This window comes from Bacillus sp. FSL K6-1218 (genome assembly GCF_038006445.1).
Classification (GTDB): Bacteria; Bacillota; Bacilli; order Bacillales; family Bacillaceae_G; genus Bacillus_A; species Bacillus_A thuringiensis_S.
In genome coordinates, this window is the sequence record NZ_JBBOVE010000001.1 from 2975639 (window position 1) to 2999665 (window position 24027).

Sequence of the window (24027 nt, forward strand, 5' to 3'; positions counted from 1 at the left end):
CAATTTTCTAATCTGCTTCAATTATAATTTGAATCATTTAATTTTTCTTCTTATCTGGCATCTACTCTTTAAACAAAAACTCCCCTTAAATCGAAAATGATTAAGGGGAGTTTTATATACGATGCAATTATAGTTCAGATTTCACCCGAACAGAAACATTATTTTTAATTATATTTTTGACATCTTTAAAGCTAACAAAATTGTTACTTTTCTCATCCCAAAGACGGAAACGGAGTGAACGCAAGCTTGTAGCAAGCGTAATCGTTGGTACATTTTTTAAAGGAAGCGTATTGTTGTGTGCCTCTTCTAGTTTATAGTTAGGTACTCTTGGACTTAAATGGTGAACATGATGGAATCCAATATTACCCGTTAGAAATTGCAAAATTTTTGGAAGTTTATAAAAAGAACTTCCCTCCACTGCCGCTTTCACATATTCCCACTCTTTATCTTCTTCAAAATAAGAATCCTCGAATGTGTGCTGTACGTAAAACAACCAAATACCTATTGAACCTGCTATTAAAAATATAGAACCATGTACTAAAAGAAACGATTGCCATCCAATTGCCCAGCAAAGCATTCCTATAATAGCAACGATTAAAATATTCGTTAAATAAGTGTTCATACGTTCTTTTTTTCTAGCACCTTTTCGGTTAAATCTATTTTTAAGCAGGAAAACATAAATCGGGCCTAACCCAAACATAACGAATGGATTGCGATATAAACGATATGCTAAACGGAGTCTAAATGGTGCTGCTACATATTCATCTACTGTAAGCGTCCAAATATCTCCTGTACCCCTTTTATCCAAATTACCACTCGTAGCGTGGTGAATAGAATGCTCATGCCCCCACTGATCAAATGGGAATAATGTTAAAACACCCATACACGTTCCAACTATTCTATTTGCACGTCGACTTTTAAAAAACGAATAATGGGTGCAATCATGAAAAATAATGAAAATCCTTGTCATAAATCCAGCGGCTAACAGTGCTGGAACTAATGTTAACCAATAAGAAACTGACAAACTTTTATAAGCAAGGTACCATAAAATAATAAATGGCACGATTGTGTTGATCAGTTGCCAAACACTTTTTTTAATCGTTGATTTTTCAAAAGGAGCAACTTGTTTTTTTAAATTTTTAGTATTTTCTAAGGTCATTGTTCTAATTCCTTTCCTTTTTGTTGCTAATTCATATTATAGCACACTATTAGTATCAGGTGTTAAAAGTAGCTATAATAAATATTTTATACTATAAAAATCTCTTTTTTCTTACTCATTACTTACAAATTTCTTACGTCCAAAATAGCTTCTATAATTGGACAAACGGAGCATTATATATCAAAGAAACTTCGAATTTTTCCAATAAGTACATAAAAAAACAGAGAGTTTTTTCACAAGAAGAAAAGAGCTACCATAAGTCAATTTCACCGACTTATGGCAGCTCCTCTTCTTTTTACCTTATTTTATCGATGAAGCCAAACTGCACCTGCAGACTTGTCTTCAGCTTGGCCTACCACTTCAAACTTCAGTCCTAATTTTGGTAACTTACGTCCTGCATCAGGAATAATGCTGTTGATGTATTGCTTAGAATCATCAAATTTCGCCACTCCTGGTAATCCTTTATAATCAAAGATACCGCGAGTTGGTGAATTTACTTTCCATGCTGGCGTTTGATCAAATGAGAATGCCGCATCGGCAATTTGATAACGCGTACTGCTCTTCACAGTAGGTTGTCCGTTTAATGTCCCTACAATTGCCTCTGGATGAGAATCTACAACTCCTAAGAACCCTTCACCTGGATGAACGCCTACCCAGTTATCTGTAAAGCTTTGATCCGCATACCATACAACCATTCCTGTATTAAATACTGGGCCACGTGCATGTTGTAACGCAGTGTCAGAACCAGCGTAATTTCTCCACTCTACATAGTAATTATGTTTTTTCTGTTCAAATCCGTTAGACACAGTAAAGCCTTTTAACGTCATTGCTGGCTGACCTTCTGCATCATCAGAGAAAACAACTTTTCCATCTACAGTTAAGGCTGCATTATCTAACGCAAATCCTTTATAAGCTACTGCAATATCTGTTAAGTACTCAAATTGCAGTTTTACTTTTTTTCCTTTGAATTGGCTTAAATCGTATGATTTATCAACCCATTTACCATCAGTTGTATCCGCGCCGCCTTTTACATCTTTTTCGCCCATTCTATCAATGCGTGTCTTCGTTCCATCTTCTGCAATCGCATATACGTCAAGGAAATCATACTTCGCTTCAAGTTCGTAAAATGCCTTATAATCGAACTTAGCATCCTTTGCATTTGTTAAGTCAAATACTGGTGTCTCAAGTGTTGTATGAATGTCATTTCCTTTTGTACTATAATAGAACTTCTTACCAAACGCCGATTCGATATTTTTTATATCTTTGTCCGGCAAGTTAACACGAACGATTCCAGGTCGTTTAGATTTTGTAGTACTTTGATCTACATATGTTGCAACACCGATGCCTTTGCTAAGTTTGTCATAATCTACTTCAAGGATATTCGCCCAGTTCCCCTTCATATTCTTTTGGAAAAACTCTTTATTTTGTGGTGAGAAACTCGTTGGCTCTGTTCCTGCAATTTTTCCAGCCCAGCTACCACCACTCATAATAGACCATGACTCAACAGGTTCACCTTGTCCTGAGTACTTTGTATCATATTCATCTGGTAAACCTAAATCATGACCATACTCATGTGCAAACACACCAACTGCTCCGTCTTCAGGCTCGATTGTATAATCATATGCAGCCATCTTTCCACCCCAGTTCGAAACAGAAGATTTCGTGCCATCAATTGCATATGGTTTTGAACCTAGTTTTGAACGATGTGACCAAATCGCATCATCTTTCAATTTACCGCCGCCAGCTTCTTGACCAACGCCAGCATGTACAACCATTAAATGATCAATAATGCCATCTGGCTCATTTTTATTTCCATCACCATCTTGATCGTATTGATCAAATTGGTCATAGTCTGCTAAATTGATTCCTTTTGCTACCGCTGCTTTTAATGCTTCTTTCACAAAATCTTTTGGTCCTAAAGGCCCCTTGTTATCATGCCCAGTACCCGCATCAGCACCATAATCTGATGCTTTTCCTGGAACAGTAAGCCATTCTGTTACAGTCCCATCAACTGTATAGCTACCACCAGATTGCTCTTCATAATATTGCTTAAATGTGTTAATCTTCGATCCATCAAATAAAGTGAATGGTTCATCACCAAATAACATTTTTTGATAATGTTCACGATTAAAGTCCTTAGAATACATGTATCCTGGCTCTTGATCAATATTGTTATGCTTAAAATCGCTAAATTCTACAAGTAAAACAAGTACTTTATCTTTTCGAACAGCTCCATTGTATTCTTCTTGCTTCGCTGATGTAGTAGGTACTTTTCCATTTAATTTCCCTGGATTTAATGCTGCACCTTGTCCAGCTACTGGGCCTACTTCAGGCTGCTGTGCCTGCTCATTTTCCTTCATTTTTGCATCTTTTACTTTTTTCATAAAATCAGAAGCTTCTTGTGTAAGACTATCTCCTGTTAAGATTTCTTTCCCAGGGTTTTCCCCTTTCTTTTTCTCAACATATTTTTCGACAGCCTTTGACGTCTCAGCTTGTGATGCAGATTGATCAATTACCCCCCGTTGTTTTAGTGCTTCTGCCAAACGCTCCTCCGGTATTAAGTGCTCATCTATTGGTAGAGATGATGTTGGTGTCTCAGCATACGCTGCGTGACCTCCAAAAGCAAACGTACTACTTAGTACTGCTGCTGTTGTTAATACGGCTAATGGTTTTAATTTCTTTTTCTTTTTCAATGCATTTCCTCCCCAGTGTCTGCAAATTATCGTTTTTTGCCGATAACAACATAATATTCGTTATAATACGAATATTCAATCTTTTTCAACAAATAAAATGTTGAGAAATATTTTTTATGCAGAGAGAAATACAAAAGATAGAAAAACAAACAGGCTCTCCTATAAATAACAGTGAACTTTTATATGTTCTTAGTTACAATTAAAATCCAGTAAATCTGAGATTTATATTTTTTTAATAAAAATAAGAATTAAATATTTTCTATACTATTTAATCTATGGATTACCATATTACTCACTATTCTCATTATTACAAGCTAATAGTGGTTCATACATCATTATAGCGTGATTCTCCGTTACATATTGATCTTCTATTAACTGTTTCTGTTGATTATATACTTTACGTTGAATCACATTATGTCGTATATAACCGCCCCAGTATGCAGGTTGAATTGAGTGTTCTTTCTCATACACTTCATATTGATAAAGTTGCGGATAGACTGTTCTCCATTCACCAACTAAATATTCATCTGTCATATAAAGGTGAAGTTGATACGGTTGGTCCGTTTCATTTTTAATTTGTAAATCCAAATAGTTATAGGAACAAGTCGCTCCACTCCCAAACGGTTGAGTTCGCCTAGAATCAGGAAAGACATCAAAGCTATGACGATATCGTTCTGTTACTGTCAGTGGTGTATGTAAAGTCATCCAATATATTAAATTCGAAAGCTGACAAAGACCTCCTCCAATACCTGTTTTAAACGATCCGTAGTGTAATACCACATACCTTCTACATACCCTTTTTTCCTCGTAGGCTTACCTATTAAACGCCAGTAAGAAAATGTTTCTCCTGGTCTAATGACGATACCATTTAGTTTTTTAACAGCAATTTTCAAATTAACAACCTTATTCTGTTGATACCACATATCTACATCTTTGAGCTTACGAAGTAATATCGTTCGGTGCTGAATTGCTGTACAAGGTAGCTTTTCTTGTTGGAGCCTTTTTGCATATGTTTTTCCGTCTACTAACCACTGAATGTATCTCTTTGTAGAGTAATACCACGTCCCTAGCATAATGCGATACTTAGACCGCTGTTTAGGACGTAAGTGCACTATATTCATTTTATTCCCTCTCTCTTTCTTCAACTAAATTCTAATATACCTCTAATCCAATAAACTACAGTTTTCTTAGCTGCATAATAATTTTCGTAAATAAAGTGAAACTTTAATCAGCCCTCACCAATCGGGCTTTTACAGGCAGCCCGACCCCCACCTAACTTCTTTGCTTTCGCTGATTTTTGAGGTGGGGGTCTTACTGCCCGGCAAATAGCGGGATAAAAAAGACAAAAAAAAATAATAAATTTACTCTAGTGGAGATTTTATTTTGAGGATTGCTTTATAATTATATGAAATTGCGCTGCAATACGATAAATTGAAATAAACACATTATAAATATAACGAATAATATTAAATAAAAAATAATGAAAATTAAAGAAATTCTAAAGTATTAATATATTTTTCGTAAATATTAATTGATAATACATTAGACTTTACTATATGTATAAATTCTCTATTCTACAAAACGAAATTTTTTAATGTAAGAAAAAAATATAATTCCCCTTTAACGTTTATACAAGTCTCATCTGGAAAAATTCCCAAAACAATCCGAACCCTTATATTTAGAATAAACGCAAAAAATTGCCACCAGTTAGCTTAACTGGTTGGCAATTTTTTAACGAGAATGCTTTACAAATAGTTGAATTGCTTCTTCTGGTACATAGCACTTTCCATTACTCTCTACAATAATACTTCCTAATTCATACCCTTTACCATTGATACGAATTATATTTTTGTTACCAAATAGTTGTGCTTCTACTTTATTATGTTTTACCACGAGTAACGGGTTTACTCCTTCGGTTTTGTCGGCTGTTACAGTTGCACCGATTTTCTTAAAGGCTTGTTCACTCTCTAAAAATATTTTATTCGTTACTTCTTCTAAGTTAAAGCCCATCGCTTTGGCCATCGTCTTCGCAATGTCTGTATTCTGGATTAAGCCTTCTGGTTTTTGAGGTCCATAAGAATATAAGAATACATCCTCACCTGTATGTCCTCCTGTCGTAAAGCCGATATTTGCACGATTAGCCAATAATATAGTAAGGATTCGTCCTACATCCATTTTCTTTTTTGCCGCTTTTAATTTTTCTTTTTCATCATGAGTTAAATTGTCCAAACCGTATAGTTTAGCTACATCTTCTACATTTGATAAATCAGATTTCAGTTTATTTATAGTTCCTTCAAGTGTCATTTCCGCCTTTTTCAATGGATCGATGTATGCAGAAACTGGTGTAGTATTGTATCCTTTTGTCGTATTCCTATTCCCTATAGAGATACCACTGTTACCATGATCAGTTAAAGCTATAAGCATCGTATCCCCATCTTTCTTCGCAAATTGTAACGCCTTTGCTACCGCTTTATCAAATGCCAATACATCACTAATCATCCCAATTGGATCATTAGCATGGGCTGCCCAATCAGGCTTACTACCTTCTACAAATAAAAAGAAACCATCTTTGTCTTTTGATAATGTTTGAATTGCTTTTTCTGTCATTTGAGAAAGTGTTGGTTGTTCTGGATTTGTTGCTATACGATCTATATCAAACGCAAGAGCATGATTTGAGAAAGAGCCCCAAATTTTATTAGATTTGGAGTTCAATAACGCATCTTTCGTTTCAACAAAATCGTATCCTTTGTCTTGAATCACCTTCACTAAATTTTCACCATCTTTTCGGATTCCATTACTTTTCATAGGTAGCAGCGCCGCTTTTCCCCCGCCTAATACGACATCTATATTTTGATATACTTGCTGCTTCGCAATTACGTCAAATTGCTTGCGATTGACATGGTGAGCCGAGAATCCCGCCGGAGTAGCATGCTGAATTTCAGATGTAGCAACAATTCCAGTTGCACGACCAGTACGTTTTGCACCTTCCAATACGTTTGCGACCGGCCGTAACTTGTCCTCTTCTTTTATTGGCTTTAAGTTAGGTGAATTTACAATAGAAGGTAGTACGCCTACATATCCTGAATTCGATTTATTTCCAGTTGCTAATGCTGTTGCTGCTGGCGCTGAGTCTGTAATAGCTGATTCCGCCGAAAACGTACGAACACCTCCTGTTACAATTTGATCTAACGTAAGCGGTGCCCCTTTATACCAGCGAGCCAATGTTGTCGCCGTTGAACTCGTTCCGTCCATAACCATCATAATTATATTTTTAGGCTGGTGTTCTACTTTTTTCACCTTAGCTTTGGCCGCATGATAATTCATCATACTTTCCGTACTTAATACGCTTACTATTATAGCTCCCACTAATAGTAATTTTTTCATCTTCACACCATAATTCAACATGATTGTTCCTCCATAAACTTTGCATTCATTTAAATACACCTTATTTCCTTTTTCATTCCACAACCTACATATGTTTTATTAGTTCCCAATTCTCATAAAGCTAACAATAGTTACTTTCTCTTTCTTTCCTTAATTAAATACCGGTATGTGTCATCTATCTTATAAAAAAGATTTAGCATCCTTTTCATTAATTACTTGTTTAACAATAAATCCTCGATTAAAAGAAATAAAAATTTATTGTTAAACAATAAATTTCATGTTAAATTAATAAGATAATAAATAAATGAGGTGCTTTTTATGAAACAAGGATCAACACTCTTTTTAAAGACCGTTGTGATTCTGATCGGTATCCCTGTTCTTGCTATGTGCATTTTTTTAGTCCCTAAAACAGGAAATTTCGCCGCAGAATTATATCCGGATATTGCACATATTAAATATCTTGTATTTATCAATTTATACGCAACAGCAATACCTTATTACTTCGCACTGTACCAAACATTTAAGCTTTTAAACTATATTGATAAAAACAACGCATTCTCAGAGTTATCTGTAAAAGCTTTAAAAAATATTAAGTACAGCGCATTGGCAATTAGTGTATTATATGTATTAGGTATGCCACTTTTCTATCTCGTGGCAGAGAGAGATGACGCCCCTGGCATTATTATTATCGGAATGATTATGATTTTTGCTTCAATGGTAATCGCGGTCTTTGCTGCCGTTCTCCAAAGACTATTAAAAGATGCTATAGATATAAAATCAGAAAATGATTTAACGGTCTGAGGTGAATAATATGGCAATTATTATTAATATTGATGTAATGTTAGCAAAAAGAAAAATGAGTGTAACAGAACTTTCGGAGAAGGTTGGAATTACAATGGCTAACCTTTCTATCTTGAAAAATGGAAAAGCAAAAGCAGTCCGTTTTTCAACTTTAGAAGCCATTTGCAAGGCATTAGAATGCCAACCGGGGGATATTTTAGAATATCAACCTGAAGATACCGAATAAAAAGAGTCCTTCATATGAGTAATGGGTTCAGTTTAGGAAGAGAAAAATGCTAATAAACATTAGAAATAACAAACTAAAACGCTCAGAAAATATTCTGAGCGTTTTTTATTTCCCTCTTCAACTAAAGCACCAGTTAGTGTAAAAAGCTATTTCACCATTTGTATGGCTAACTTATCTTTTAACATTGACCTATATGAGTCAATTTCATATTTTGTATTATTGATTTTTTCTTTTTTCATTTTTAACATATCGAATATTTCTAATTCTAAATTCCTTCTAGCTTCAAGAACTTTTATCGCTCCTTCTACACCTGAATGGTTATGTTCTTTTCCATAGCCTTGGTTAGTGTAATAGTCGATAATTCCTGTGGACCATTCTGGAGTTCTTTCTTTTAACGCCTTCCTAAATGAAAATTCAAGATTATCTTGTTCTACATACAATAACATTGGATTTAAATTCTCTATGATTTTTGCAACTTTCATTACATAATTTATCATTTTTTCTTTTTGTTCACCATATTTAATCATCCCAATAGTTAATGGATTTTGTATGAAACAACATTCAAAAATATAAACCTTATTGTCTTCTAGAGCAATTTCAGCAAAGTCATTCCATTTATCAGCAATTAATTCAACATTTTTATCGAATGGTAATTCATATATATCGTTTTTTAAAATAATGTTAAATAATTCGTCCGAAAACTGGTCACCAAACTCATTTTTTATCTTTCTGTATGGTAATAAATAATTGCTTCCTTTTTTTAGAACTTTCTTAAGGAGCACTTCTTTAAAACCTCCACTGTTAGATAATAATCTATCGAACTCAAATTTATTAAAACAAGATACACCATCATAGTCGGCTGGGTGGTTCAAATTTCCCTCTAAAAATAGTTCAACTTCAATTTTATTTTGGCTTAGAATTTCATTTATTAGCTTTGCAGTGGTTGATTTTCCAAATCCAGGTAACCCTTCTACTATTATTAGTTTTGTATTCATAGTTATAAACCCCTATCTTCAAAGTATTTAACCAAGATTAAAAAAATCACTTACTCCACTACAATCACCCCTTCAAAATATGATATTTACCATTTCCTTTGAAAAAACCTTCTTAAAGTAACCTGACAGCTAGTTTAAGAACATTTTTTCACGATCTCTATAATTATTTTAACATAAATTTTCCATTTATCTTGTTATTTAGAACACTATTTAACTATATAAAAGCGCTTAAACACTGTAATAACAATAAAAAAAGGGTTGCTAAATCATATGTGATTTACATCCCTAATTTGTGTGTTATTTTATATTTTCTCTCCCGTAACTGAACCCGTTATCATACGAAAAGGACTCTTTTTATTTCACATTACGGTGCAAAACTAATTTGACCAGTAAACAATAGGATAATTGCTATAATCCAAAATATAAAAAATGATGAGGACAGTATTAATGAAAGAATAGCAACTCCCTTCTTTTCTGTTTTTTTCGTCATTGTGATTATTGAAAGCATGATACCTACACCTGTCAGGGCAATTGTAATATAATCTCCAACTATATTACCTGCATTCGCTATCCTTGTTGGCGTTATAAAAACGAATAGAAAACACAAAATGCCGATGAGTAAAGATATATAGCTTATTATACTGTACTTCTTTTTAGGAACTATTTCTGTTTTCATACTAATCCCACCCCTTCTATATAGCTATGAGTTTATATTAGCATGAATAACCATAATTTGGTTATAATAAAAAGCAGATAAAATGGACACTATCACTTTATCTGTCAATTTATTTCTATCTAACAACTAACCTGACTATTTCTTTACTAAAGATAGACAATCATTCTTTAATCCACGGCAATTGGTATATAATAGCTCTAAAAAATAAAGACTGTACCTTTAAAATGAAAGATACAGTCTTTATTAATAACTTTTTTTATAAAGAAAACTCTCTATCACTCACTACCTTAAAAAACTGCGAGTAATGCGATAAAGAATAATCCGCTACATCACAATTACCTTGAAACATACATGTTGAAATACCTAATTCTTTTGCAGGTAATAAATCTAATTCTCTATCTCCAATAGCTAAATCAATATTGTATTTTTTATGCAGATGATCGTAAGCTAAAGAGTTCGGCTTTCGGGGAAAGCCATCGTCAATTGTAACCATATCTACAAAGTATTTTTCCCAGCCATAATATTTTAAAATGTCCATAACTCCAGCCCTATGTTTATGGGTCATAATCACATTTTTATCTGCAAATTTCAAAACCTCTTCGACACCTGCAAAAGGTTTCATATCTTTTGGCGTGAATTTTCCCTTCAAAACTTTAATCTTTTCTTCCTGCTCGCATGAAATATTATAATACTGAATTGCATGAGATTATGATATTTTTAAGTTTTTGTATATTTCTTGTTTTTCTACTGAATCACCTAATATTTCAGAAAGCATCATTGTATATGCAGGATACGTATCAAATAACGTCCCATCAAAATCCCATAAAATATTCATTCTATTCACCTTCTATGTTCAAATCATTTAATGACTAAATCCGCCCTATCCCTCGGCGATTCCATTTCTAAGTAATAATCCTCTGCTTTCCAATACCTATTTTCAAACTTTGAAAGGTTTTTCTGCGTTTTTTCACTCTCACGTAGAAACCTTGTTTCTCTTGGACAGTCCAAATAGACCATATAATGAAAGAAATCTCTCCATTCTTTTCTCTGCAGAAAAACTCCTTCAATAACAATTACGCCTACAATAGGAATCTGTACTTTTTTCATTTCACATGAGTCTGTTTCCTCTTGATAAAAAGGCAAAGTCAATTTTGTCTCATGTTGTAACTTCTGAAAAAACTTCTGCCTCAAGTATGTAATATCCCACTGTAAACAATAATACTCATACCATTCTTCATGGTTTGTATAATAGCGTCGATTACGCTCCACTATATGATCATCAATATGGAAAATATGAAACGGAATGCCTTCTTGTCTCATATTTTCTTTTAAATTTGCTACGAATGTTGTTTTTCCTGAACGACTTAAACCATCTATACCTAAAATGAATCTATTTTCCCTATGCTTCTTCATAATCGTTATAAGTTCGTTTGTACTCATTACTTCTTCCACTCTTCTTTTAATAAAGAATATAAAATGGTATCATGAGCAACTCCATTTTGAATCATATGTTTTCGAAGTAATCCTTCTTCTTGAAATCCTGCTTTTATTAACAGCTTTTGAGAAGCTTTATTTTCTACATATACAACCGCTGCGATTCTTATCAGTTGCAACATTTCAAATCCGTAAGCTAAAATCGCTTGTAATGCTTCCGATGCATATCCTTGTCCCCAATACGTATCATCTAATTCATAACCAATTTCAGCTCGTTTATGATTATTATTAATTAAATGAAATCCGCACGTTCCGATTAATTGGCCTGTCCCTTTTTTCTCGATTCCCCAGCGAAATACACTGCCCTCTTCATAACGATTTTTAAACGTTTGAATCGTTGTTTTCGCTTGCTCAATATTTTCAAAAGAATCCATTCCGAAATAACGTATAACTGATTCTTTCGAAAAATATTGGAACAGCGTTTCTGCATCTAATAGTGTAAGTTCTCTTAGTCGTAAACGTTCTGTTTCTAGTTTCGGAAATCCCATCTCTCTTTCACCCTCTATTCTAATGAACTGCAAATTTCAATATAATTTCCATCTGGATCAGCAATGTAGGCAATTGTTTGTCCCCACGGTTTTACAATAGGTTCAACTAAAATCTTGATTCCTTGTTCTCTAAATTGCTCAATCGTTTCTTGTACATTCTCAACAACGAATCCTAATTCGAAATGAGAAGACTATAATTCACCTTCTGTAAGCGGTAGTCCTGTTAATTCTTTCACATCTTGCCGCGTATTCATCGCTAAAATGGTAGTTCCAGTATTAAATTCAATATATGTACCGTGCTCTGCTTTTATAGGTAACTGTAAAATATCTTTATAGAATTTTAAACATTCCTCAAACTTTTCTACATATAAAATGATGTACTTCATTTTCAAATCCATTTTACATCCCCTTTATATCTATCCCTAAAATTTCGACAAAAGTCTCACAAAAACCTTGTTCCTTGTAGTAATGAGCAAAAAAAATGAGGCCGATTTCTCGGCCCCCCAGCTTATTGGCATAAAACAGGAGATTTGGTTTGGACATAACCAGTTCGTACTTTTATTATATTTTATTTTTTCTGAATTTTAAATACATTAAACACCTATTTATATTGAGAAAGTTTTTTGCTTGCATAAAATTAAAGAGTTTAAGAAATGATACAAATGGAGGTGTATACATATGGAACCAATGCTATGTCCAAGCTGTAAAACGAACCGTACTCGCTTTAATATTCTTGAGCAACAAGTAAAACCAGTCAAATTAAACCCACAAACTGGTCAAGTAGAAGAAGAATACACAAATGAAACGATGAATGCTTTTCATATGGCCTATCAAGGACCTACATACCGTGTCCAATGTGCTGTATGCGGACTTGTTGAAAACCCTGAACAATTTATTAAACCTGCGCAAAATCAGTCTTTCTAATAAAAACATTATTATCCCTTGTAGAAATAGATTTTTCTATAAGGGATTTTTCCATTTAATAAGTTAATTAAAGATGTATTTCTTCCTTATTATATATTAAAACCCACACCCTTTTGGTAATATTTACATAATTGAGGTGAAACAAATGATTTTAAATAAAAAGATAATGCTTCCATCAACATTTCTACTAGTAACTTGCCACATAGTCATCTTTTACTTTTGGATCTTCGATTGGAGGAAAATCTCGACTTCTTACGGTTTAGCTATATGGATATTTTCTACTGTTTGTGGTCTTTTACTTTATTTCCTTTATAAAAATCAAAAATCTAATAAATTGATATTAATTGCTAGTTCGTTATTATTAATTATTTCTTCTTCATTTATGATTTTTTTAGTTATTGTTACTGGTATCATCTTTGTAACTGTTAGTTCTATGAATTAAAAAATCGGTCTTTTATTATATAAAAAAGAATGAACAAAATAAATATATATAGAAATTAGAGAAGGTGATTCCCATAAATCTTCTCTAAGAATATCACTCTTTGTTAAAATATTTCCTTTTTCAACTTTTTAAGCTTTCTAAATAAATTAATAAACGCATATGAATATATACAAACTAAAAACCCTACCATACCTCTATATAATCCTGATTCTGATACTCCAAGAAAACATAAGTAAAGCACTGGAATTAACGTTACAAACATAATTGCAACGAACTGTATCAATTCAACAAGTTTTTGTATCTTCGTTTCTTTGTCTGAATAAATATCAGGTAACTCATTTTCCTCGTCTACTTCTTTACAGAAATAATTCCATTTCGCAAAACTCGTTACATGTTTCCAGCCACACATTTCATACATATCAATATATTCTAGTTGTTTTTCTTTCGAATCTTTATAATCCAGTCTAAAATCCGCTTTATATATTACATCTTTCGGTTCAGTTTTCTTAAACGTATACATTACATTATACTTTTGTAAAGCCCATCCTTTTTGATGCATTTTTCTTAAAAAAGCTTCTTCTTTTTCCAAGCTCCATATCGCGAAAGGTTTGAATACCTTCTTTGTCTCCATATTCCATTCACTCCCCTAATATACTATTCCCATTCCTTACAGATCTCTGTAACCTGTTATACTCGAGCTCTAACACTTCTCTCCCAAACGGCGTTAACTCATAGCACTTCTTTCTATCTGTAGAGGCAACTTCAACAATTAATTTTTCTTTAAGTAATTTCGTCGTATTCCCGTATAATGTACCAGGACCGAGTTTTACTTCTCCATTTGTCATCTCTTCTACCATTTGCATAATTCCATATCCGTGCATTGGTTTCACTAGTGACAACAGTATGTAATATGTCGCCTCAGTTAACGGAATATATTTTTGCGCTTTCGCATTCATTATAACCACCTCCGATACATCGTCTTATGATATATCGACTTCCGATACATCGTATATCGATATTGTATAATCATATTCCAAAATATGCAAGAGTAATTTAATAATTAAATATCCATTTCTTTGAATTAAAAAATGATACCAATTTTCTGAATAATTTGTTAAAATATAGAAATATTAGCTCTTTTATAATGAAAGGAATGGTACATATGATAAATAAATTGAAAGAAAACATAGGATCTGTTTTTGTCGGTAAGGAAAATGTTATTGATCTACTGCTTGTTTCACTGCTTGCTGATGGACATGTACTACTCGAAGACGTGCCTGGTACTGGGAAAACGTTACTGGCGAAAACTATTTCAAAAAGTATTGGTGGTAGTTTTTCTCGTGTTCAATTCACCCCTGATGTACTTCCAAGTGATGTAACAGGTATTGAATACTTCAACCCAAAAACAAGTGAATTTGAGTTAAGAATTGGACCAATTATGACAAACATTTTGTTAGCAGATGAAATTAACCGTGCAATGCCGAGAACACAGTCTAGTTTGTTAGAAGCGATGGAAGAGCGACAAGTGACGCTTGAAAAACAGTCTACTCCTCTCCCGAAACCGTTCTTTGTTATTGCAACGCAAAACCCAATTGAATCACAAGGGACTTTCCCTCTTCCAGATGCACAGCTTGATCGCTTTTTAATGACGATTTCAATCGGTTATCCTACTCCTAAAGATGAGTTACAAATGATGCGACGTTTTCGTAACGATATACCATTAGAACGTGTCACACCTGTTATCTCATTAGAAGATATATTAGAATCACAGAAACAAGTAAAAGAAATTTTCATATCAGAACCGTTAGAACATTACATAATTAAACTTGCGCAAGCTACTCGAAATCACGATTATATCGCTAACGGTGTAAGCCCACGTGCCACACTTTCTTTAGTGCGCGCAGTTCAAGCATTAGCCTTCTTACGCGGGAGAGAATATTGCACCCCTGAAGATATACAATTTTTAGCTCCTTCTGTTTGGAATCACCGTATTGTCTTATCAATGGAAGGTGCTTTACGCACGACAAAAAATGATATTATGCAAAGTATTTTAAAAGAAATTGACGTACCTGTGGAGATTGAGCAAGCATGAATGGACAGCGCGTTTTAACTGTACCTTTATTTTTTCAACTCCATATTATTCAACTAACTGTGCCAGGCGCTATACTATTTACGTTTTTTATGCCGCAACGAATCATTATGTTTCTCTTTTTCTCCTATTATTTATTTGCGATTTTCATTTATAAATATGTCGCTTACATAGAGAAAAAATTCCAAGTAATTAACGAAAAACAAACAACTCGGCTTTTCCCTGATGAATCTGGACAGTTTTTTATTCATTTAAAAAATGGTGCAAACATACCACTCGTTAATGGTGTTTGTTATTTTCATTTAGATTCGTCTCTTATACAGCATAAAGATCAAGGAATTGAACAAATATCAAAAACGTTATTCTCTTTTCCATTTTCACAACCTGCACATTCGGCACAAAAGTGGGATTTAACATTAACCGCAACGAAACGTGGTGTGTTTCAAATTGAACAGTTTGAATGTGTATTAAAAGATCCTTTTCATTTATTAACTGTACACCTACCCGTTTTCGATAAGTTAAAAACTGAAATTATTGTGTATCCATCACCTAAAGAAGTCGCAGGTTTGCAAGAACTTCAGCAACTTTTAAATGGATCTTATCGAACCAATTTTTCTTTTTACAATGATGAAACATCTATTATCGGTGTAAAGCGATATGAGCGCGAGTCTTTCCGCTCTATTCATTGGAAAGCATCTGCTAAAATGCAACAATTACAAGCGAAGCAATATGAACCTGTAAAAAATTATAGTTGGACGATTTGTCTTTCTTTAGCTGCCGATCGCGGGTTTGGTTGGAAAGATAATGTTGAAGATTTAATTTCATTCGCAACATACATTTGCCAATATGCAACGAAGCATCACATACCGTTTGAATTATTTATTAGTGTATTAGCAGAAGGTGGTGCATTACATTTATCGTTACATGAAGGGCAAACGCAATATGCAAAAGCTTTAGAAGAATTAGCACGTATTTCAGATGATAGTACGTTACTTCCGAAACAAGGATTCCTTCATTATGTAACGAGAAAGAGAGAGCGATCGTCTACAATGATATACATTGGTTTACAAAGAAATGAACCCCCTCTTCTCTCGCAGCCAACGTTCCTCATTAATAGCGAAGGGATGGTGGAATCGGTTGAAAACTTGGCTCTATCACGTTAATGACTTTATTTTGCTTCTCCTCCTTTCATTATTAACAGAAAGGGATGACCTTGTTGCTATTTCCATATTTTTAGCAACAGGCTATGTAGGCGTATTTCTTATTCATAAATTCATGAAGAAAAAAACAACAGGATTTGTCATACTGTTCATTACTCAAATAATCGGTTGTTCTTTCCTTCTCCCATTCTCTCTATTCGGCACAATTATGTTACCGCTTTTCTTCTTTATCGTACATGTAATCGGACCAGGATATCCGGTACAAAAATCGTTAGGCGGTATTGTTTGGTTTAGTATTTCAGCCATATTTTATGCGCCCTTTCCACCTTTGTGGAAGCTGTTACTATTAGTTATACACATTATGATTACATTTTGGTTAACTGGGGCAAATCGGAATCAACAGTTATTACGTTTCACTTCCATCATTACCATTGGTGTAATGAGTATAGTACTTGTTCAAGTGTTTCCTTTCATTCGACTTATTTTTTCGTATATCATAGAAACAGTTGCATTAGGATTCGGATACGCTATCAATCCGTTATTTTCAGCAGCTGAATTAAAAGAAACTGATGATTTTTGGTCGAATAAAGGGAAGTTAAAGGATCCTCAAATTAAGGATGAGTTTGGACAGCGTGCCTTTGATCCAACTCTCATAAATAGCATTACCATAATAGTATGTACAACCATTGCTATTTACGTTGTTTGGAAAATAATAAAAAGACGAAAACAATTCAGTTTACCAAATATGCCCGCCTTCGAATCTACTATCATTACTGATAAAGAAGGAATGAGCCAAAATCGTTTTAAACGAAATAAACCTCCACATAACGAAATTCGGAAAGAAATTTTCAAGCTAGAGAGTAAGTTAACCCCTCCTTTAAATAGAAAACGGGGAGAAACTGTTGAGGCTTGGCTAGAAAGAATAAACGATGAAGAAGATGTAAATATTCAAAGTGATATTATTATAGACGCTTATAATACTGTGCGTTATTCAAATGGTGAAAACACTGTACTTCTGCATGAATTTAAGGAAGAGATTCATAAGCTTTATGCATATCAAAAACATTTGAAGAAAAGAAAGAAATAAGACAACAAAAGACTCCTATTTTTTCATTCATGTGCTCAGTTTAGGGAGAGAAAAATGCTAATAACCATTAGAAATAACACAATAATTTGTATGTATTTCGCATTATAAATAGCAAACTAAAACGCTCAGAAAATATTCTGAGCGTTTTTATTTCCTTCTTCAACTAAAGTACCAGTTAGTGCAAAAAGCTATTTCACCATTTGTATTGTTAACTTATCTTTTAACATTGAGCTATATGAGTCAATTTCATATTTTGTATTATTGATTTTTTCTTTTTTCATTTTTAACATATCGAATATTTCTAATTCTAAATTCCTTCTAGCTTCAAGAACTTTTATCGCTCCTTCTACACCTGAATGGTTATGTTCTTTCCCATAGCCTTGGTTAGTGTAATAGTCGACGATTCCTGTGGACCATTCTGGAGTTCTTTCTTTTAGTGCCTTCCTAAATGAAAATTCAAGATTATCTTGTTCTACATACAATAACATTGGATTTAAATTCTCTATGATTTTTGCAACTTTCATTACATAATTTATTATTTTTTCTTTTTGTTCACCATATTTAATCATCCCAATAGTTAATGAGTTTTGTATGAAACAACATTCAAAGATATAAACCTTATTGTCGTCTAGAGCACTTTCAGTAAAGTCATTCCATTTGTCAGCAATTAGTTCAACATTTTTATCGAATGGAAATTCATATATATCGTTTTTTGAAATATCGTTAAATAATTCGTCCGAAAACTGATCACCAAACTCATTTTTTATCTTTCTGTATGGTAATAAATAATTGTTTCCTTTTTTTAGAACTCTTTTAAGAAGCACTTCTTTAAAATCTCCACTGTTAGATAATAATCTATCAAATTCAAATTTATTAAAACAAGATACACCATCATAGTCGGCTGGATGGTTCAAATTTCCCTCTAAAAATAGTTCAACTTCAATTTTATTTTGGCTTAGAATTTCATTTATTAGCTTTGCAGTGGTTGATTTTCCAAACCCAGGTAAACCTTCTACTATTATTAGTTTTGTGTTCATAGTTATAAATCCCTTTCTTCAAAGTATTTAACCAAGATAAAAAAAATCACTTACTTCACTGCAACCACCCCTTCAAAATATGATATTCACCATTTCCTTTGAAAAATCCTGCTTAAAGTAACCTGACCGTTAGTTTAAGAACATTTTTTCACAATCTCTATCATTATTTTAACATAAATTTCCATTTACCTTTTAAAAAAAATATAGTCCACCATTATTTGAGTGAACTATCTAAATTAAATTATATCTTTTAAATCAAACGATTTTCCAATAATACCCAATCGTTAAACTGATGTTTTTACTGTTTTCTTTTTCCCTTCGTTTGTGGTAAATGGCATACAAAAGTTATAATGGGTTCGAATTATCGTTAGAGTCATTTGTGCGTATTTTGGATTAAAATTAGAATAGATATAACTTTTACCATCTCCACGAGCTATCATTAAAGGTCTTTCTAGACAACCAATTTAGCAATGGTTTTAGTATATAAAATAGCAAGAGTACATAAAAGTGCTTAAACATTTTAATAACAATATAAAAAGGGATGCTAAATCATATGTGATTTACATCCCTTTTTTGTTTGTTATTTTATATTTTCTCTCCCGTAACTGAACCCGTTATTTATTCATAGGAGTCTTTTTATACTTCTACGTTACTTTTTAAATGGAAGCATTCTTCCCTGCTTCAATTTCTAATGACTCTTCATGCCACCAAAGTGTTTCTTCAGGGTCTTCTTTAGCGATTAGGTGTGCTTCTTTTTTCGTTTCTACTGTAGGATATGAACCTTTTAGCGCACGCCCTGAAGTCGTAACAAATAGTACACTAAATACAACTAATCCAATAATACTTACACCTGCTAAATAAAATGCCGGTGCGAGCGGGTTACCAGTTGCATGAACTAAGTATGAACATACAAGTGGTGTTGTTCCACCGAATATCGATACAGAAATATTAAATGAGATCGAAAGTGCTCGATAACGTACATCGGTGAAAAAGAGTGATGGTAATAATGAAGGTAATGTTCCTTCATATACACTTAAGAAGAAACCTAGTACGAAAATACCTGCAAATATAGCTGCAATATGTCCGTTACCTATTAGTAAAAATGCTGGAATTGCAAATACAGTTAAACCAAGTAAACCAATTTGCACAACGCGTTTATTACCAATTTTATCACTTAACTTACCGAAATATAGTGCTAGTGGAATCATAAGTGCCATCGTAATAGAAATAATTAATAAGCCTGTTGTTTCTTCGACTTTAAGTACTTGAGTTAGATAAGAAGGAATATACGAAAGAATCATATAATTTGTAATATTAAAGAAGGCGACAATTACTGTGCTTAATAAGAAGTCTTTTTTGTGATATTTAATAATATCCATAAATGAAAATTGTTCATTGTCTTCAGATTCCTCTTGTGCTTTTTCCATCTCTTCAAAGATTGGAGATTCATCTAGATGACGGCGTAAGTATAAACCGACCAAACCAATTGGTGCAGCTACTAAGAACGGAATACGCCATCCCCAGCTGAGCATTTGCTCATCTGTTAACAATAACGTCAAAATGGTAACAATTACCGATGCAGCAATGTAACCTGAGAGTGTTCCAATTTCAAGACCACTACCGAGTATACCACGCTTTTTATCTGGAGAAGATTCTGCGATATAAACCATTGCACCTGAATATTCGCCGCCTGTAGAGAAGCCTTGAATCATTCGGGCAACTAAAAGTAGTATTGGTGCCCATACACCAATTTGTTCATAGGTTGGTAGTAATGCGATGAATAATGTAGAAAGTGCCATTAAAATAATAGTAGTACTTAACACGATTTTTCGGCCGTACTTATCTCCTATTCTACCAAAGAATACACCTCCGATTGGTCGAACGAGAAAGGCTGCTGCAAATGTACCGAATGTAAGTACAAGCTGCAATCCACTATTATCAACACCTGAGAAGAATAATTGACTTAAAATAACCGCTAAATACGCGTATAATCCGAAGTCAAACCACTCCATTGCGTTCCCTATACCAGTAGCAATTACTGCTTTCCTGGCTTGTTTAGGATTGACAATATTAACGTCTTGAGGTTCAAAATTTAAATCATTATTTTGTTGCATATAATAAAACAGCTCCTTATTTAATTTAACTTCTTTAAGCACACCTTCTCTTATTGAATAAAATTAATTCGAAGCACTTAAGGAAAATTAACGTCTCCTTATCTGTTATTATTGTTTCACATAATTAATTATTTGTCCAATGAGATGCTCTCTATGTTAAGTAATTTACTATTTTAAAAAGCTGAAAAAGCCGCTATTTTAGCGGCTTTTTCAGCTTTTTATATTTTTTATATTTTTTTAAATACTTGCTGTAGCAGCTATGTTATGAACACAGGAAATAAACTCATAAGTGAATGCGTCAATTTCCTCTTTCGTAATAATATACGGCGGAAGTAATCGAATAATATTCCCTTGTGTTACATCGACTAACATCCCTTTATTCATTAACTCAATCTGTAATTTCTTTACATTTTCATTCGTATCATTCAAACTAATTCCAAACATCATACCAGCATGGCGTACTTCCTGAATATAATAAGAATTTTCTTTCTGAATTTCTTGCAATTTATCATTTAGATAGTGTGACGTTTCATACGCTTCTTGCATTAAACCATCGTCAATCAATGTGTTTAATACCGTTAACCCTAAAGCGGTTCCCATTGAAGAATGAGCAAACGTTGTGCCGTGATCTCCTGGTGCAAATACATCACATAACTTTTCACCTACAATAATTCCGCCAAGCGGTATCCCGCCTCCTGCTCCCTTACCAATTTGAATAATATCCGGAGTAATATTGAAATTTTGATAAGCAAATAGTTTACCAGTTCTCCCCATACCACTTTGAACTTCATCAACGATAAGAATGACATTATATTTATCACATAAGTTTTGAACACCATTTAAATATTCACTTGATAAGGGGTATATCCCCCCGCTTCCTAATACAGGCTCTAGCATAATCGCAATTGGATTTTCTTTAATAATGGTTTCTTCTAATTGCTCTATATTCTCACGCTCTACTTCATATACCGGAATCGATGTTTTAGGGAAATTTTGATATACACTTTCTTGTCTCGTAAAATGAAGTGCTCCTAACGTACGCCCATGGAAACTATTCTTCAGCACTACGATTCCTTCACGTTCCTCTCCCGTATTAGCTCTATATTTATCAATTAATTTTAATGTCGTTTCTGTCGCTTCCGTACCAGAGTTTGTAAAAAAGACCTTTCCGTTTTTTAAAGAGCAGTCAACTAATTTCTTTGCATACTCAATCGCAACTGGATTTAAAAAATGAAATGGAAGATGCAACGATTTCGTAACTTGTTCCATTGTCATTTGCACGATTTTCGGGTGATTGTATCCTAATAGATTCACTCCGACACCAGAAAATAAATCTACATATTCTTTACCATCCACATCGTATAGTTTGCAACCTTCTCCTCTTTCTATCGCAACCTTCGTACGACAATACGTAGACATCATATATTCTTTATCTAATTGAAACCAATCCGACATTTTATATTCCTCCTAGTTATTTTCCCTGTTTATTTATGTTCATTCTCTATAAAGTCATGTATAAATTCATTTTTTAGATTGAAATTTTCATAGTAATTTTCTTCCCGATATTCATTTTTCCATAATTTCTTCTATTTCAACAGGTCCACTACATGTGCATTTTTTTCATCTAGCGGTCTGTTACCATTTTGGACTGTGCTTGTCATACATAATCAAGGCTATGAAATCATATTTAGTAACAATGGACAAAAAAGATTTGGAGGCTATATAGATGGATGAAAACTATGATAAACAGGGGCAATCTTTACTAGGGAATGACTTTAATGAAAATAGAGAACGTAATGAACAAGCTATACTTCACTCACAAACAGTTGGTTCACGTGGACCTGTTCTAAAGCAAGATAGTGTACTTCACGAGACGCTACAAGAATTTATTCACGAAAAAATTTTAGAAAGACCTGTTCATGTAAAAGGATTTGGTGCGTTCGGTTATTTTCAAACGATCTATCCAATGTCTGAACATACTAAACTACGTTTTTTACAAAATTCTAATGCGAGAGTTCCTGTTATGGTGCGATTTTCATTAGCCGTTAGTACGAAAGGAACACCTGACACTTCTAGAAATGTACGCGGTTTTTCTACAAAGTTTTATACAGAAGAAGGCATTTTCGATCTTTTATGTAATCACATCCCTGTCTTTTCCGTTCGTGATCCGATTCGTTTCCCTGAAACGATTCAAGCGTTGTTACCTTCACCTATAAATAACTTAATAGACCCTAATAGATTTTGGAGCTTTGTCGCTAGAGCGCCTGAATCCATTCATTTCGTTGTCCATTTATATTCTGATGCTGGTACGGCCAAAAGTCTTCGCCACATCCCAGGACATAGTGTTAATACATATGTATGGAGAAATGCAGAAGGTCATCGAAAGTATGTAAAGTATCATTGGTACCCCTTTGAAGGTGTTCAATACATTACTAGTGAGGAAGCGAATAAACTGGCTGCTGAAAACCCTGATTATAGCGGGAAAGATTTATATGATGCAATTGCAAATGGTAAACCAGTAGAATACGGTTTATATGTCCAGCTCATGGATCCGAAAGATGAAGCACATCTTTCTTATGACCCTTTAGATGATACAAAAGTATGGGATGAAAAGAAGTATCCTCTTATACCAGTAGGCAAAATGGTATTAAATAAAAATCCTGAAAATTATATGGAGCAAGTAGAAAAAGTCGCCTTCTCCCCTTCTAATTTACTAGACGGTGCAGAACTATCAGATGATAAAATGCTGCAAGGGCGTGCTAACATTTACAGTGATTCTCAAAGAAGAAGAATTGGTTCCGAATTTCGCAAATTGGCAATTAACAAACAGCAAAATTGGACGCCTGCTAATCAAATAACGAGCGGTGACGGAAGATACGTTGAAGGTAAACTTGAAAGAACTTCTATTACGAAACAGGATGACTTTACGCAGCCTACTGAATTTTATACGAAGTTAAAACCGATTGAAAAAGAACATCTTGCTAAAAACTTAGCTAGTGATTTGAAAGTTATCTCTGATGATATTAGGGAGGTCGTTTTGGGGTATTTCAATCGAGTATCAACTGATTTGAAAACAAGCATTGAGACAAAAATGAAAGACCATTAAGAAGATTAAAACATGCTTTACGAATGAGAATTCAAATCTATATTAATTATTTTCTTGTCAAAATCCAATGAGATTATTTAATTTAAAAATATAAAGCCAATATATCCCTGTTCTATAATTAGAACAGGGATATATTGATATAGTTTAATTTT

At 33.6% G+C, this 24027-nt stretch carries 21 protein-coding genes and 4 pseudogenes; 8 read left to right on the forward strand and 17 right to left on the reverse strand.

The window, feature by feature from the left end; all coding sequences use genetic code 11:
* Positions 1-127: 127 nt before the first annotated feature.
* The 4 genes and pseudogenes from MHI26_RS15160 to MHI26_RS15175 all read right to left on the reverse strand — a co-directional run bounded on the left by MHI26_RS15160 (position 128) and on the right by MHI26_RS15175 (position 7257).
* Positions 128-1159 (reverse strand): fatty acid desaturase, encoded by a 1032-nt coding sequence (locus tag MHI26_RS15160; protein WP_000171497.1) that lies wholly within the window; start codon positions 1157-1159, stop codon positions 128-130.
* A gap of 305 nt (positions 1160-1464) precedes the next feature.
* On the reverse strand, positions 1465-3852 hold the full coding sequence (locus MHI26_RS15165) for an immune inhibitor A domain-containing protein (protein ID WP_000727446.1): 2388 nt from the start codon (positions 3850-3852) through the stop codon (positions 1465-1467).
* Positions 3853-4140: 288 nt separating this feature from the next.
* Positions 4141-4973: pseudogene (locus MHI26_RS15170) on the reverse strand (VanW family protein).
* A gap of 610 nt (positions 4974-5583) precedes the next feature.
* Entirely contained in the window at positions 5584-7257 is a 1674-nt protein-coding gene (locus tag MHI26_RS15175) for an alkaline phosphatase (RefSeq protein ID WP_061665897.1), read from the reverse strand.
* A gap of 297 nt (positions 7258-7554) precedes the next feature.
* On the opposite strand from MHI26_RS15175, the gene MHI26_RS15180 reads away from it, so the two are divergent.
* Positions 7555-8037, forward strand: coding sequence for a DUF2975 domain-containing protein (locus MHI26_RS15180; RefSeq protein ID WP_061665896.1), 483 nt, complete (start codon positions 7555-7557; stop codon positions 8035-8037).
* A gap of 10 nt (positions 8038-8047) precedes the next feature.
* Positions 8048-8263: a helix-turn-helix domain-containing protein gene (locus MHI26_RS15185; protein ID WP_000974619.1), complete on the forward strand. Its 216-nt coding sequence runs from the start codon at positions 8048-8050 to the stop codon at positions 8261-8263.
* A 146-nt stretch (positions 8264-8409) separates the two neighbouring features.
* Here the strand turns inward: MHI26_RS15185 and MHI26_RS15190 are convergent, their stop codons facing one another.
* The 7 genes and pseudogenes from MHI26_RS15190 to MHI26_RS15220 all read right to left on the reverse strand — a co-directional run bounded on the left by MHI26_RS15190 (position 8410) and on the right by MHI26_RS15220 (position 12459).
* Positions 8410-9258, reverse strand: coding sequence for a hypothetical protein (locus MHI26_RS15190; RefSeq protein ID WP_043936943.1), 849 nt, complete (start codon positions 9256-9258; stop codon positions 8410-8412).
* Positions 9259-9622: 364 nt separating this feature from the next.
* A complete protein-coding gene (locus tag MHI26_RS15195; protein WP_029442651.1) occupies positions 9623-9934 on the reverse strand; it encodes a hypothetical protein in 312 nt (103 codons plus the stop codon).
* 256 nt (positions 9935-10190) lie between these two features.
* Positions 10191-10769 (reverse strand): annotated as a pseudogene (locus tag MHI26_RS15200) (HAD-IA family hydrolase).
* A gap of 23 nt (positions 10770-10792) precedes the next feature.
* Positions 10793-11374, reverse strand: coding sequence for a kinase (locus MHI26_RS15205; RefSeq protein WP_000106118.1), 582 nt, complete (start codon positions 11372-11374; stop codon positions 10793-10795).
* Positions 11374-11916, reverse strand: coding sequence for a GNAT family N-acetyltransferase (locus MHI26_RS15210; protein WP_000506677.1), 543 nt, complete (start codon positions 11914-11916; stop codon positions 11374-11376). Before MHI26_RS15210 ends, MHI26_RS15205 begins: the two co-directional genes overlap by 1 nt.
* Positions 11917-11930: 14 nt before the next feature.
* Positions 11931-12314 (reverse strand): annotated as a pseudogene (locus tag MHI26_RS15215) (VOC family protein).
* Between the two features lies 1 nt (position 12315).
* Positions 12316-12459: a hypothetical protein gene (locus tag MHI26_RS15220; protein ID WP_340994169.1), complete on the reverse strand. Its 144-nt coding sequence runs from the start codon at positions 12457-12459 to the stop codon at positions 12316-12318.
* A gap of 135 nt (positions 12460-12594) precedes the next feature.
* Between MHI26_RS15220 and MHI26_RS15225 the strand changes: the two genes are divergently transcribed.
* Positions 12595-12840, forward strand: a complete 246-nt coding sequence (locus MHI26_RS15225) for a hypothetical protein (RefSeq protein WP_000433609.1) — start codon at positions 12595-12597, stop codon at positions 12838-12840.
* Between the two features lie 145 nt (positions 12841-12985).
* On the forward strand, positions 12986-13282 hold the full coding sequence (locus MHI26_RS15230) for a hypothetical protein (protein ID WP_080546835.1): 297 nt from the start codon (positions 12986-12988) through the stop codon (positions 13280-13282).
* 103 nt (positions 13283-13385) lie between these two features.
* Here the strand turns inward: MHI26_RS15230 and MHI26_RS15235 are convergent, their stop codons facing one another.
* Together MHI26_RS15235 and MHI26_RS15240 are read right to left on the reverse strand one after the other, a co-directional pair.
* Complete coding sequence (locus MHI26_RS15235; protein ID WP_308201928.1) at positions 13386-13841, reverse strand: DUF2812 domain-containing protein; 456 nt, start codon at positions 13839-13841, stop codon at positions 13386-13388.
* 79 nt (positions 13842-13920) lie between these two features.
* On the reverse strand, positions 13921-14238 hold the full coding sequence (locus MHI26_RS15240; RefSeq protein WP_000991891.1) for a PadR family transcriptional regulator: 318 nt from the start codon (positions 14236-14238) through the stop codon (positions 13921-13923).
* 206 nt (positions 14239-14444) lie between these two features.
* Here MHI26_RS15240 and MHI26_RS15245 point away from each other — a divergent pair, with 206 nt between their 5' ends.
* From MHI26_RS15245 to MHI26_RS15255, 3 genes are read left to right on the forward strand one after another with little or no spacing between them, the layout of a single operon-like run.
* Positions 14445-15374 (forward strand): AAA family ATPase, encoded by a 930-nt coding sequence (locus tag MHI26_RS15245; protein WP_000608782.1) that lies wholly within the window; start codon positions 14445-14447, stop codon positions 15372-15374.
* The gene (locus MHI26_RS15250; protein ID WP_001014348.1) at positions 15371-16534 is read left to right on the forward strand and encodes a DUF58 domain-containing protein; all 1164 of its coding nucleotides are present in this window, start codon (positions 15371-15373) and stop codon (positions 16532-16534) included. The genes MHI26_RS15245 and MHI26_RS15250 overlap by 4 nt, the downstream gene beginning before the upstream one ends.
* Positions 16509-17618, forward strand: coding sequence for a DUF4018 domain-containing protein (locus MHI26_RS15255; protein ID WP_061667991.1), 1110 nt, complete (start codon positions 16509-16511; stop codon positions 17616-17618). Before MHI26_RS15250 ends, MHI26_RS15255 begins: the two co-directional genes overlap by 26 nt.
* A 188-nt stretch (positions 17619-17806) precedes the next feature.
* Here MHI26_RS15255 and MHI26_RS15260 read toward each other — a convergent pair whose 3' ends face one another.
* From MHI26_RS15260 to MHI26_RS15270, 4 genes and pseudogenes are all read right to left on the reverse strand, one after another.
* Complete coding sequence (locus MHI26_RS15260; RefSeq protein ID WP_340808737.1) at positions 17807-18655, reverse strand: hypothetical protein; 849 nt, start codon at positions 18653-18655, stop codon at positions 17807-17809.
* 284 nt (positions 18656-18939) lie between these two features.
* Positions 18940-19119: pseudogene (locus MHI26_RS31595) on the reverse strand (hypothetical protein); the annotation flags it as partial.
* A gap of 192 nt (positions 19120-19311) precedes the next feature.
* Positions 19312-20769 carry an MFS transporter gene (locus MHI26_RS15265; protein WP_001186930.1) on the reverse strand — a complete coding sequence of 486 codons (1458 nt, stop codon included), beginning with the start codon at positions 20767-20769 and terminating at the stop codon, positions 19312-19314.
* 237 nt (positions 20770-21006) lie between these two features.
* Positions 21007-22224 carry an aspartate aminotransferase family protein gene (locus MHI26_RS15270; protein ID WP_097960322.1) on the reverse strand — a complete coding sequence of 406 codons (1218 nt, stop codon included), beginning with the start codon at positions 22222-22224 and terminating at the stop codon, positions 21007-21009.
* Between the two features lie 271 nt (positions 22225-22495).
* Between MHI26_RS15270 and MHI26_RS15275 the strand changes: the two genes are divergently transcribed.
* A complete protein-coding gene (locus MHI26_RS15275) occupies positions 22496-23875 on the forward strand; it encodes a catalase (RefSeq protein WP_061666970.1) in 1380 nt (459 codons plus the stop codon).
* Positions 23876-24027 lie beyond the last annotated feature (152 nt).